Raw genomic sequence first — 12,389 nt, 5'->3', positions numbered from 1 at the left:
GGGGGCTCCCCCCCGCGGGGGGGGGGGGGGGGGGGGGGGGGGGGGGGGGGGGCCCCCCCCCCCCCCCGCCCCTGTCTCGTCGTCTGCTGCTTCGGCTCAGTGCATCATGCCGCGGCGGGCGAACATCTCGCGGACCTCGCGCAGCGCGGAGTCCACTTCGGCCTCGAAGTAGCCGCCCTGCACGAGCGAGAACTGGCTCGTGTCGAGCTCGCGATCGGACAGCGGGACCGGGTTGCGGCCGGTCATGGCCGCGGAGACCGCGTCGAACATCTGGTCGACCTGGCTCGGGTCGTAACCGGAGCCGAAGCGGCGCGGCTGGAACGCGCGGCGGAGCTGCTCGAGCCGCTGCACGTCGTCGGGCGTGAACGGCGAGTCCGACGCCCGCATCTCCGTGGTCATCTCCTCGCGGCCGTGCCGGCCGGGGGCCTCGAACGCGCCGCGGCCCTCGTACGGGTTGCGGCGGCCGAAGTCGGGCGGGGTGGCCGCACCGCGCGGCCCGGGTCCGGCGGGTCCGCCGAAGCCGCCCGTCGGGTCCTGCCCGGGGGGCGGGCCCGCGGGAGCACCGCCGTGCCCTCCGAAACCGCCGGTCGGCTCGTGCTGCGGCCCGCGGTCGAAACCGCCGGTCGGCTCGTGCGGGCCCCGGTCGAAGCCGCCCTGCATGGGCGGGCTCGGTACGCCGGGGCGGCGGCCGTAGCCGGTGTCCTCCTGCGGCCCCGGGCCGCCGAAGCCGCCCTGGCCGTACTCGCGGCCGCGCGGGGCCCCGTACGGCTCGGGCTGCGGCGGCTCGGGGCGGCCCATCGGGCCGCCGGGCTGGCCGCCCATGCCCGGGACGAGGTTCTGCGGGATCGCCTGGGTCGGCGCCGCGGGCGGCATCGGCTCGGGTTCGGGCTGGCCGTAGCGGTCGGCCCGCGGGATCGCGCCGGTCTGGTGCGGCGGCTGGCCCATGGGGTTCTGCTGCATCGGCGACTGGTGCGGCGGGGCCGCGCGGCGGCTGCCGGTGTCGCTGAACTCGTCGTCGTAGGCCGCGCCGAACCCGGGAGGCGGCGGCTCGGGGGCGCCGCGGCGCGGGCCCTGGCCGTAGACGCCCGGCTGGTCGGCGGGGCCGAAACCGCCGCGGCGCGGGTCGGACTGGAGCGGGAGCTGCTCGGTGGCGCCGTGCGGGACGGGACCGGCCTGCGGCCCGTCGTGCACGGGGCCTCCGGCGCGGGGTCCCGCCGGGGCGGGCGGCGCGAAGTCGCCGCGCACCGGCTCGGGGCCGCGGGGGCCGCCGTACTCGCTGCCGCCGTAGACGCCCGGCTCAGGGGCGCCGCCGCGCGGACCGTACCCGTTGGCGCCGTTGGCGGCCCGCTGCGGGGCGAACTCGTCGCGGCCGAAGTCGGCCGGGCCGCCCTGGCCGGGGCCGAAGTCGGCCGGGCCGAAGTCGTCGCGCGGCGGGCCGAACTGGTCCTGCGGCGGGCCGAACTGGTCCTGGGGCGGACCGCCGAAGTCGTCGCGGGGGCCGCCGAAGTCGCCGCGGCCCTGCTGGCGGGGCGCACCGAAGTCCTGGCCGCCGCCGCGTTTGGCGAACGGGTCGTCGTAGTCGTCGCCGGGCGGGCCGGCGAGGAAGCCGAAGCCCTCGTCGTCGTCGCCGCGGAGGTCGCCGAAGCCCTCGTTGTCGGGCGGCGCGGCCGCCGCCCGGGCGGCGGGTCCGCGTCCGCGTCCGACCGGCTCGGGGGCCGGCGGCGGGGGCGCCATCTCGCGGGCGGCCATCATGTCGTGCGCGGGGATGACCTGGGTCGCCTGGGTCTCGGGGGCGCGGCGCGCGCCCGGGCCCGGCTGCATCGGGGGCTCGTCGAAGCCGCGGCCGCCGACCGGCGCCGAGGCGGCGGCTTCCGGCTTGCCGTAGTCGGGGGCGGGGGCGGTGCCGAGGACGCCGCGCTCCTCGAGTTCGGCGAGCTGACGCGCGACCCGGTCGAGGTAGACGTCCACCTGCCACTCGTCGTAGCCGCCGAAGCGGACCCTGAAGACGACGTCGTCGACCTCGTCCGCCGAGACGGGGCTGCCCACCGGCTCACCGGCGAGCGTCGCCTCCACGCGGTCCAGGAACGCGTCGACCTCATCGACCTTGTAGCCCCGGCTCAACGCCCGGCGCCGGAACCGGTCACCATGACTCGCCACTACCAAGCCACCCTTTCCGCCTACTCCGCGGCGCCGGAGGCGCCGAGCGGCTTCGCACCGGCGCGACCGGGCGTACCGGCCTCCCGGACCGAAGCGGCCAGCTGCCCGCAAGCGCCGTCGATCTCTTGGCCGCGCGTATCGCGCACCGTCGTGGACACGCCCGCTTCGCGGAGGCGCCGCACGAACTCCGCCTCAACCGGCTTGGGACTCGCGTCCCACCGGCTCCCCGGCGTGGGGTTCAAGGGAATCAGGTTGACGTGGACCAGTTTGCCCGCCAGGAGCTTTCCGAGAAGGTCGGCCCGCCACGGCTGGTCGTTCACGTCCCTGATCATCGCGTACTCGATGGAGACGCGACGTTTCGTCACCCGAGCGTACTCCCAGGCCGCTCCGAGGACCTCGGCGACCTTCCAGCGGGTGTTGATGGGGACGAGCTCGTCGCGCAGCTCGTCGTCGGGCGCGTGGAGCGACACCGCCAGCGTCACCGGCAGGCCCTCCTCCGCGAGCTTCTTGATGGTCGGCACGAGGCCGACCGTGGAGACGGTGATGTTCCGGGCCGACAGCCCGATCCCGTCGGGCACCGGGCCGGTGATGAGGTGCAATGCGGACTTGAGCCGGGCCCAGTTGGCCAGCGGCTCGCCCATGCCCATGAACACGATGTTGGACAGGCGCCCCAGTCCCCGCTCCTCGGCGAGGCGCGCGGCGGCGACCACCTGGTCCACGATCTCGGCCGTGGTGAGGTTCCGGTCGAGGCCGCCCTGGCCGGTGGCGCAGAACGGGCAGGCCATGCCGCACCCGGCCTGCGACGACACGCAGGCGGTCACCCGGTCGGGGTAGGCCATGATGACGGATTCGACCAGCGCGCCGTCGTAGAGGCGCCACACGGCCTTGACGGTCCTGCCGTCGTCGCACGAGTCGACGCGGATCGGGTCGAGGAGCCGCGGCAGCAGCGCCGCCCCGATGGCCTCGCGCGCGGCGGCCGGGAGGTCGGTCATCAGCGACGCGTCGCCGACGTGGCGCCCGAAGTACTGCTGGCGCAGCTGCTTGGCGCGGAAGGCGGGCTGTCCGATCTCGGAGAGGACGGACTGGCACCCGGCCAGATCGAGGTCGGCGAGGTGGCGGGGCGCAGCCTTGCGAGGGCGCGGTTCGGTCAACGTGAGTGCTACAGACATGTCACGACCTAGTCTCGCATGACAGGCCCACGGCCCGCCAACCCCGGATCGTCGAATTCACCCCGGGCCCTCCTTCATCGGATTCACCAATCAGGACACATCACCCGAGCAGGTAACGGAACCACACATAGGCCACGGGCGCCACCATCAAGATGGAGTCGAGCCGGTCCATCACCCCGCCGTGGCCGGGGATGAGATTGCTCATGTCCTTGATGCCGAGGTCCCGCTTCAGCAGCGAGACGGACAGGTCCCCCAAGGTAGCCGCCAACGCGACGCAGACGCCGAACGCCACGCCCAGCGGGAAGGACACGCCGAAGAACGCCCACAGGGTGACCGAGGCGCCGACGGCGGCGAGGACGACCGAGCCGGCCAGTCCCTCCCAGGACTTCTTGGGGCTGATGCGCGGCGTCATCTGGTGGCGGCCGAACAGGACGCCGGCGGTGTAGCCGCCGGTGTCCGAGCACACCACGGCGAACAGGTAGATGAGGACCTGCGCGGCGGCGCCGTCGATGAGCCGGGCCTCACCGGCGTCCGAAGTGGCCAGAAGCATGACGAACCCGGCCAGGAACGGGACCTGGACGAGGACGAGCGCCGAGGCGGAGATGTCGGTGCGGTAGCCGGTGGCGCCTTCGGAGAGCCGCCACACGTACAGGGCGGCGACGCTCACGGCCGTGCCCAGGAGGAGGCCGGTGGCCCCGCCGAACCACGCGAGGACGACGATGAGCGCCCCCGCCGCGGCCAGCGGGATCACCGGGACGTTCTTGCCGCCCTTGCGCATCGCGGTGCCGGTCTCCCAGCAGGCGACGGCGACCGCGATCACGGCGAGGCCGAAGAACGCGATCGGCTGGAAGAGCAGGGAGGCAAGGACGACCGCGGCCATGCCGAGCCCGGCGCCGATGGCGACGGGGAGGTTGCGGCCGGCCTTCGGCTTGGGATCGGGGCCGGCCTCGGCGGTGTCGGGCCCGCGCCCGGGCCCGTCGGGAGACGGGTGGGGGCGACGGCCGGGCGCACCGTCGGGAATCGCGCTCATCAGATCTCGAGCAGCTCGGACTCTTTGGAGCCGACGAGCTCGTCCACCAGGCCGGTGAAGCGGCCGGTCAGGTCGTCGAGCTCCTTCTCGGCGGAGCGGCCCTCGTCCTCGGGGACCTCGCCGTCCTTGACGAACTTGCCGATCTCGTCCTTGGCCTTGCGGCGCACGTTGCGGATCGCGATCTTGGCGTCCTCGCCCTTCGTGCGGACGATCTTGATCATGTCGCGGCGGCGCTCCTCGGTCATCGGAGGCAGGTTCAGCCGGAGCTGGGTGCCTTCGTTCGACGGGTTCACGCCCAGGTTCGAGTTGCGGATCGCGTCCTCGATGTCCTTCATCTGGGAGGCGTCGAAGGGCTTGACGATCACCATGCGGGGCTCGGGGATCGCGATGGACGCCACCTGCGGGATGGGGGTGGGGGCACCGTAGTAGTCGACGGTGATCCGGTTGAACATGGCGGAGGAGGCGCGGCCGGTGCGGATCGCGGCGAACTCCTCTTTGGCGTGCTCGATGGCCCGCTCCATCTTCTCCTCTGCTTCGAGGAGGGTGTCGTCAATCACGGCTTTCTCACATTCTCTCGCGGCCTGACAGCACTTCTGACCGTACCGTCCCGCCGTCGGTCCTCGGTGGCGCGGACGTCCCCGTTCGCGGGGTTCGCCTCACTCGCCCGGGTCAGTCCTCGACGGCGTGGATGAGGGTCCCGATCTGCTCGCCCAGGATGGCGCGGCGCAGGTTGCCGTCGTCGTCCGCGCCGAAGACGCGCATCGGGAGGCTGTTGTCCTTGCAGAGGCTGAAGGCGGCCTGGTCGACGACCATGAGCTCGCGCTTGAGGGCCTCGTCGAAGGTGATGTCGTCCAGGCGCTGCGCGTCCGGATCGGTCTTGGGGTCGGCGGTGTAGACCGCGTCGACGCCGTTCTTGGAGACCAGGACCTCCTGGGCGCCGATCTCGAGGGCGCGCTGGGCGGCGACGGTGTCGGTGGAGAAGTACGGCATCCCGGCGCCGGCGCCGAAGATGACGACGCGGCCCTTCTCCAGGTGGCGGATCGCGCGCAGCGGCAGGTACGCCTCGGCGACCTGGGCCATGGCGATGGCGGTCTGGACGCGGGTGTCGACGCCCTGCTTCTCCAGGAAGTCCTGGAGGGCGAGGCAGTTCATGACGGTGCCGAGCATGCCCATGTAGTCGGCGCGGGCGCGGTCCATGCCGCGGCGCTGGAGTTCGGCGCCGCGGAAGAAGTTGCCGCCGCCGACGACCACGGCCACCTGGACGCCTTCGGCGACGGCGGCCGCGATCTGGCGGGCGACCGCCTGGACGACGTCGGGGTCGACGCCGACGGACCCGCCGCCGAAGGACTCGCCGGACAGTTTCAGCACGACCCGGCGGAACGTGGGTTGACTCATGGCACTCCCTGCTCTGACTTTCCTTCAGTGCCGCTCGTGGTGCGGACATGGAACGAGGCGGCGGCCTGCGCCGCCGCCCCTTCCATGCTTACGGCTGGAGCCAGTGTAGTCCGCGGTCGCGGACTGCTCGCTACTCCTGGCCGACTTCGAAGCGGATGAAGCCGGTGACCTCGGTGCCGGCCTCGGCCAGCGCCTGCTTCACGGTCTTCTTGTTGTCGAGGACCGAGGTCTGCTCGAGCAGGACGAAGTCGCGGTAGTAGGCGTTGACCTTGCCTTCGACGATCTTGTCCCAGGCGCGCTCGGGCTTGCCCTCTTCCTTGGCGGTCTCGAGGGCGACGCGCTTCTCGGTCTCGATCACGTCGGCCGGGACCTCGTCGCGGGTGAGGAACTTCGGCCGCATCGCGGCGGCCTGCATGCCGGCCTGGCGGGCGGCCTCGGCGTCACCGGTGTAGGAGACGAGGATGCCCACGGCGGGCGGCAGGTCGGCGGCCTTGCGGTGCATGTACACCGCGACGTCGCCGTCGAGCGAGCCGACGCGGCCCAGGGCGAGCTTCTCGCCGAGCTTCACCGACTCCTCGGCGATGACCTCGGCGACGGTTTTGCCGTTGAGCTCGGCCTGCTCGAACGCCGCGCCGTCCGCGGGGCGGACCTCGTCGGCGCGCTCCACCAGGGTCTGGGCGAGTTCGATGAACGCGCCGTTCTTGGCGACGAAGTCGGTCTCGCACAGCAGCTCGAGAATGGTGTTGCCGGACTGGGCGACCAGGCCCTGGGCCGTGGTGCGCTCGGCGCGCTTGCCCACGTCCTTGGCGCCCTTGATGCGCAGCGCCTCGAGGGCGGTGTCGTAGTCGCCGTCAGCCGCTTCGAGGGCCTTCTTGACGTCCATCATCCCGGAGCCGGTGGCTTCCCGGAGCTTCTTGACGTCAGCCATCGTGAAGTTGGCCATTGCTCCCCTTCTTACTTCTCGTGAGTGCCGTTACTCGGCGGAGGTCTGCTCGGTCGTCTCGGCCGGAGCCTCGGCCTCGGCGGCCGGGGCCTCGGCGGGCTTGTCCTCGACGAGGAGCTCCTTCTCCCACTCGGCGAGCGGCTCGCCCTCGGCCTTCTCGCCCTGGCCGCCGGAGCGGGCCAGGAGGCCCTCGGCGGCGCCGTCGGCGATGACCTTGGTCAGGAGCGCGACGGAGCGGATGGCGTCGTCGTTGCCCGGGATCGGGTAGTCGACCTCGTCGGGGTCGCAGTTGGTGTCGAGGATCGCGACGACGGGGATGCCGAGCTTGCGGGCCTCGTCGACGGCGATGTGCTCCTTCTTGGTGTCCACGATCCAGATCGCGGCCGGAGTCTTCTCCATGTCGCGGAGGCCGCCGAGCGTGCGCTCGAGCTTGTCCTTCTCGCGCATGAGCTGGAGCATTTCCTTCTTGGTGCGGTTGGCCGCACCGTTGGCCTCGATGATCTCGAGTTCCTTGAGGCGCATGAGGCGCTTCTGGATGGTCTGGAAGTTCGTGAGCATGCCGCCGAGCCAGCGGTGGTTCACGAAGGGCATGCCGACGCGCTGGGCCTGCTCGGCGACGGCCTCCTGGGCCTGCTTCTTGGTGCCGACGAAGAGGACCTCGCCGCCTTCGGCGACGACGTTCTTGATGAAGTCGTGGGCCTTGGCCGCGTAGTCGACCGTCTGGCGCAGGTCGATGACGTAGATGCCGTTGCGGTCGGTGAGGATGTACCGCTTCATCTTCGGGTTCCAGCGACGGGTCTGGTGACCGAAGTGCACGCCGCTCTCGAGGAGCTGACGCATAGTGACAACCGACACGGTTGTGTTCCTTTCATTCCCTGGTTCGTTCGCGGGAGGCGCCCGAGGTCCGGGCGTCCCGCGCCTGGCGCCCGTCTCCGGCGATCCGCAACCGGGAAGGACCCGGACCTGGGGGACCGCGAGGGCCGGACCGCGCACCGCAATGCTCGGAAACCGAGCGGGCGATGGAGGTCGGGCCGCGACGAGCGCGCGAAGTCGGTTCGGCGCACAGTGGTGCCGTACCGCTTTGATCAGTGTACTTGGACCCGCCCGAACACCGCGCAGGCGGTGGACGGCAGTGACTGAGGCAATGCGCCGGACGCGGCGAGAAACCCCCGCCGCGCCCGATCGGGCCGAAACCGTTCCGGCAGGTCAGCACCGCTTGAAGCGAGTTATCCACAGCCCGGAGAGATTGTTCTCGACGCTGCTGCGCGATCCGTCGAACATTGAGTCATGCGACAACTACACAACGCGGCGATCGCCGGCCTCGTCGCCGCGGTGATCCTCACCGCGACCGCGCTCACTGGCCCCGTCTCAGCTTCCGCCTCCGCCTCCGATCAGCCGTACACCGCTTCAGGACCATGGCACCCGCCCACCGGCGAGCTCGATCTGCGGACCGCCTTCGACCCGCCGCCGCTGCCGTGGATGCCGGGCCACCGCGGCGTCGACCTCGGCGCGGCCGACGCGCAGACCGTGGTCGCGGCCGGGGACGGCACCGTGGCGTTCGCCGGCGACCTCGCCGGGCGCGGCGTGGTGAGCATCGCCCACGCGAACGGCCTGCGCACCACCTACGAACCGGTCGAGCCCGCGGTCGCCCCCGGCGACACCGTGTCGGCGGGCCAGCCGATCGGGACCCTCCGGCCCGGCCACGCCTCCTGCCCCGGCGCGGTCTGCCTCCATCTCGGCCTCAAACGCGGACCGCTCTACCTCGACCCGATGCTGCTGTTCGGAGCGGGCAAGGTCCGCCTCCTCCCCCGCCCCGGCCGCGCGGTCGCCGCGCCGATCGCGATCGGAGGCCGATCGTGAACATCTCGCGAACACTCGCACGGAACCGGACGCCGCAACCGCGGTCCGGAGCCGCCGGCGTCGACCTCCGCCGGCTGACCCCGCACCAGCTGGGCCGCCTGGGCGAACGGCTCGCCGCGGCCCACCTCCAGCGGCACCGGATGCAGATCCTGGCCCGCAACTGGCGCCACCGCACCGGCGAGCTCGACCTGGTGGCCCGCGCCGCCGACACGGTCGTCGTCTGCGAGGTGAAGACCCGCCGGTCCGAGCGGTTCGGCGGCCCGCTCGGGGCCGTCGACGGCGAGAAGCGCCGCCGGGTCGAACGCCTCGCGCGGGCCTGGCTGCGCGAGCACTGCCGGCCCGACCAGCCGTGGCGGCTCGACCGGGTCGCGCTCACGGTCACCGGCACGACGCACCTGTCACTCGAGCACCGTGAAGGAGCACGCCGTGGGTTACGCGCGCACGAACACCGTCTGCATGGTCGGCGCCTCCGCCGTCGCGGTCACCGTCGAGGCGTCGGTGTTCAAGTCCTCCGCCAAGGGCGCGGACACCGTCCGCATGTCGGGCCTGCCCGACAACGTCGTCAACCAGGCCCAGACGCGGGTCCGGTCCGCGATGGCGAACTCCGCGCTGCGGTTCCCGGACAAGTCGATCAGCGTCAACTTCGCGCCCGCCTCGGTCCCCACCACCGGATCGGCCGCCGACCTCGCGCTCGCCGTCACGATCATGTGCGCCGACGAGCTGCTGCCGGGCGAGCGCCTCGCCGACGCGGTGCTCCTCGCGGAGCTCGGCCTCGACGGCGGCCTGCGACCGGTCCCCGGCACGCTCCCGGCGCTCCTGGAGGCCCGCCGCAGCGGCCTGCGGACCGCGATCGTCGCACCGGAGAACGCCGCCGAGGCGGCCATGGTCGACGGGCTGACGATCCTCGCCCCGCACGACCTCGCGACCCTCGTCGCGTGGGTCTTCGGGCAGGCGCCCCTCGACCCGGTCCCGCGCCCGCCGGCCCCGGAACCGCCGCGCCTCCCGGACCTGTCCGACGTGCGCGGCCAGCCGCTCGCGCGCCGCGCCTTGGAGATCGCCGCGGCGGGAGGCCACCACACGCTCATGATCGGCCCGCCGGGAGCGGGGAAGACGATGCTCGCCGAACGGCTCCCGTCGATCCTCCCGCCGCTCACGGACGCCGAAGCGGTCGAAGTGACCTCGCTGCACTCGCTCCGCGGCCGGTTCACCGGCGGCGCGGCCGCCCTCCTCCGCAACCCGCCGTTCGAGGCGCCGCACCACTCGATCACCATGCAGGCCCTGGTCGGCGGCGGCCACGGCGCCGTCGGGCCGGGCTCGCTCGCGCTCGCCCACCGCGGCGTCCTCTTCATCGACGAGGCCCCCGAGTGGAACCGGTCGGTCCTGGACTCGCTCCGCCAACCGCTCGAGTGCGGCGAAGTGCGCATCAGGCGCGCGAACACCTCGATCAGCTACCCCGCCAAGGTGACTCTGGTCCTGGCCGCGAACCCGTGCCCGTGCGCGCCGAGCAAGCCCGCCGACTGCACCTGCCCGCCGCTGAGGCGCCGGGGCTATCTCGCGCGGATCTCGCGGCCGCTGCTGGACCGTATCGACCTGCGGGTGCACCTGCCGCCGGTGCCGCCTTCGGCGATCCTGACCGACCTCACCAAGGCCGAGCCCTCCGGGTCCGTCGCGAAACGGGTCCTGCGGGCGAGGGAGGCGGCCGCCGCGAGGTGGTCCGAAGCCGGCGAACCGTGGGGCCTGAACAGCGAAGTCCCCGGACCGGCGCTCCGATCGGCCCGGTGGCGTCTGGCGCCGCCGGTGCGCAGGAACGTCGACGACCTGCTGCTGAAGGAACGCATCACCGCCCGCGGCTACGACCGGATCCTGAAGCTGGCGTGGACGATCGCCGACCTGCGCGAGCACGACGGCCCGACCGCCGACGACGTGGCCGAGGCCAGTGAACTGCGGCTCGGCTATCCGATCCGCTGAACCCGACCGACGTGAAACGAGCGACCGCCGGTGAGCGGTCGGAGAGGAGGACCGGTGACCAACCTGCCCGACGACGCCCGCAGCGCCCTGATGCTGCTGTCCGACCTGGTCGAGCCCGGCGACGCCGAGCTGGACGACCTCTTGGAGGAGACCGGCCCGATCGAGGCGGTCAAGCGCATCTGGGAGGGCGATGTGCCGGACCGGTTGCGCCGCATCACGAGCGCCTCGGTCTCGTGCACCCCGGACCCGGCCGGCCGGGCCGAGCAGATCGCCGCCGCCACTGATGCGTGCGGCGCACGGGTCCTCGTCCCCGACGACCCCGCCTGGCCCGAACGACTCCGCGACCTGCATCTGGTGTGCGACGCCGACGAGCCGCACGTCCGCCCGCCCCGGTGCCTGTGGGTCAGGGGCCCGCACGACCTGGCCGAGCTCTGCGCCCGCTCGGTGGCGATCGTCGGCGCCCGCGCCGCCACCGAATACGGCCAGCACCTGGCCGACGATCTCGCCGCGGACCTGACCGACGCGGGGTGGACGGTCGTCTCCGGCGGCGCCTTTGGCATCGACCGGGCGGCGCATCTGGGCGCACTGGCCCGCGGCGGCGCGACGGTCGCGGTCCTCGCCTCCGGAGCCGATGCGCCGTATCCCAAAGGGAACCGCTCGATGTTCGACCTGATCGCCGAGAAGGGACTCCTGCTGAGCGAATGGCCGCCCGGCGCGACGGCCATGAAGCACCGCTTCCTGACCCGCAACCGCGTCATCGCGGCGCTCACCGCCGGAACGGTGGTCATCGAGGCGGCGGTCCGATCGGGAGCCCGCAACACCGCACGGCACGCGGCCGAACTCGGCCGGGTCCTGATGTTCACCCCGGGCCCGGTCACCTCGACGATGTCGGCCGGCGTCCACCGACTGGCGAGGGAGCCTTGGGAAGCGAGGCTCGTGACGCGCGCCGAGGAGGTGATCGAGGACCTCACCGGCATCGGCGGCCCGCTCGCGAGCGAACCGCCGCCGCAGCGGCGGCCGCTCGACCGGCTCACCGAGATCGAAGCGCGCCTGGTCGAGTCGCTCCCCCGCGGCTACGTGGTCGAGACGACCCGCCTGGCGGCGGTGGCCGGACTCCCCGCCGACGTCGCCGCCCAGACCCTGGAGCGGCTCGAGCGCATGCGCTGGGTCGACCGAATAGACGACCGCTGGCGCCTGGCCCGGGCCCGGCAGCTCTGATCCGCGGGTTCGACCCAACGGAGGTGCCGACAGTCCACAGCAGACCTGCAATGGCAGCCGCCCCGACCGACGCCGACGGTCACCGGCAACCGGATCCGTCGACCGAATGCCAACGGCAATGCGTTCCGGCACGGACTTGACGACCACTTGCGACCGACGGGGGCACCGCCGTCCATGGGCGCGCCGTCGCGGGCTTCGCCTAGGACCGAACTCACGAAAAATCTTCCGGAACCGGGTGGGACACTCCGAAGCCCTCGTTCGTGTGGATGCCGCGATCGCCACCAACGCAGCTCGAACACGAGGAGTCCCATGGAAACCACCCCCCGAGTCACGACTGAGGCGCCGCAGCAGGAGTCGCCGGCGTCCCTGCCGTTCTCCTTCAAACAGGACGGTTTTGTTGCGGTGCTGGATATTCCGGAGCATATGAAGCCGTGGCGGGACCGGCCGACGCGGTGGGAGAACGTCACCCCCGACACCCAGCACACCTACCTCGACGCCGACGGCGTGATCCAGTACCGGCCCGACTGGGACGAGCCGGGCTACGACCAGCCGGTCACCCAGATCCAGTTCGGGCTCGGGTGCATCACCGCCTACCGCACCGAAACCGACCCCGCCCGCAAGGACCTCTACCTGACCCGGGCCAAGGCCC

Annotated in this window: 10 protein-coding genes and 2 pseudogenes; 5 read left to right on the top strand and 7 right to left on the bottom strand. The window is 72.6% G+C overall.

The features are described 5' to 3' along the window. Window positions 1-96 precede the first annotated feature (96 nt). The 7 genes from GFD30_RS27290 to rpsB all read right to left on the bottom strand — a co-directional run bounded on the left by GFD30_RS27290 (window position 97) and on the right by rpsB (window position 7,549). Window positions 97-2,157: a DivIVA domain-containing protein gene (locus GFD30_RS27290; protein ID WP_322633540.1), complete on the bottom strand. Its 2,061-nt coding sequence runs from the start codon at window positions 2,155-2,157 to the stop codon at window positions 97-99. Window positions 2,158-2,177: 20 nt separating this feature from the next. Next, window positions 2,178-3,326 (bottom strand): 23S rRNA (adenine(2503)-C(2))-methyltransferase RlmN, encoded by a 1,149-nt coding sequence (rlmN, locus tag GFD30_RS23245; RefSeq protein WP_153027545.1) that lies wholly within the window; start codon window positions 3,324-3,326, stop codon window positions 2,178-2,180. 100 nt (window positions 3,327-3,426) lie between these two features. After that, window positions 3,427-4,356, bottom strand: a complete 930-nt coding sequence (locus tag GFD30_RS23240) for a phosphatidate cytidylyltransferase (protein WP_153027544.1) — start codon at window positions 4,354-4,356, stop codon at window positions 3,427-3,429. After that, window positions 4,356-4,913: a ribosome recycling factor gene (gene frr / locus GFD30_RS23235; protein WP_322633539.1), complete on the bottom strand. Its 558-nt coding sequence runs from the start codon at window positions 4,911-4,913 to the stop codon at window positions 4,356-4,358. Before frr ends, GFD30_RS23240 begins: the two co-directional genes overlap by 1 nt. 112 nt (window positions 4,914-5,025) lie before the next feature. Beyond that, window positions 5,026-5,751, bottom strand: a complete 726-nt coding sequence (gene pyrH, locus GFD30_RS23230; RefSeq protein WP_153027543.1) for a UMP kinase — start codon at window positions 5,749-5,751, stop codon at window positions 5,026-5,028. Window positions 5,752-5,881: 130 nt separating this feature from the next. Further along, window positions 5,882-6,694 carry a translation elongation factor Ts gene (gene tsf, locus GFD30_RS23225; RefSeq protein ID WP_153027542.1) on the bottom strand — a complete coding sequence of 271 codons (813 nt, stop codon included), beginning with the start codon at window positions 6,692-6,694 and terminating at the stop codon, window positions 5,882-5,884. A 30-nt stretch (window positions 6,695-6,724) separates the two neighbouring features. Next, entirely contained in the window at window positions 6,725-7,549 is an 825-nt protein-coding gene (gene rpsB, locus GFD30_RS23220; protein ID WP_322633538.1) for a 30S ribosomal protein S2, read from the bottom strand. Window positions 7,550-7,981: 432 nt separating this feature from the next. On the opposite strand from rpsB, the gene GFD30_RS23215 reads away from it, so the two are divergent. The 5 genes and pseudogenes from GFD30_RS23215 to GFD30_RS23200 all read left to right on the top strand — a co-directional run. Further along, a complete protein-coding gene (locus GFD30_RS23215) occupies window positions 7,982-8,554 on the top strand; it encodes a M23 family metallopeptidase (RefSeq protein WP_153027541.1) in 573 nt (190 codons plus the stop codon). Further along, window positions 8,551-8,964, top strand: a pseudogene (locus GFD30_RS28325) (YraN family protein); the annotation flags it as partial. The gene GFD30_RS23215 and the pseudogene GFD30_RS28325, both read left to right, overlap by 4 nt. A 1-nt stretch (window position 8,965) precedes the next feature. After that, window positions 8,966-10,522, top strand: coding sequence for a YifB family Mg chelatase-like AAA ATPase (locus GFD30_RS23210; protein WP_322633537.1), 1,557 nt, complete (start codon window positions 8,966-8,968; stop codon window positions 10,520-10,522). Between the two features lie 54 nt (window positions 10,523-10,576). Further along, complete coding sequence (gene dprA / locus GFD30_RS23205) at window positions 10,577-11,740, top strand: DNA-processing protein DprA (RefSeq protein ID WP_153027540.1); 1,164 nt, start codon at window positions 10,577-10,579, stop codon at window positions 11,738-11,740. 309 nt (window positions 11,741-12,049) lie between these two features. Further along, window positions 12,050-12,389 (top strand): annotated as a pseudogene (locus GFD30_RS23200) (D-glucuronyl C5-epimerase family protein); the annotation flags it as partial.

Origin of the sequence: Glycomyces albidus (assembly GCF_009451885.1) — a bacterium.
In the GTDB taxonomy this organism is placed as follows: Bacteria; Actinomycetota; Actinomycetes; order Mycobacteriales; family Micromonosporaceae; genus Glycomyces; species Glycomyces albidus.
Note: the sequence above shows the minus strand (reverse complement) of the source record. Positions and strands in the feature narration are given on the sequence as shown.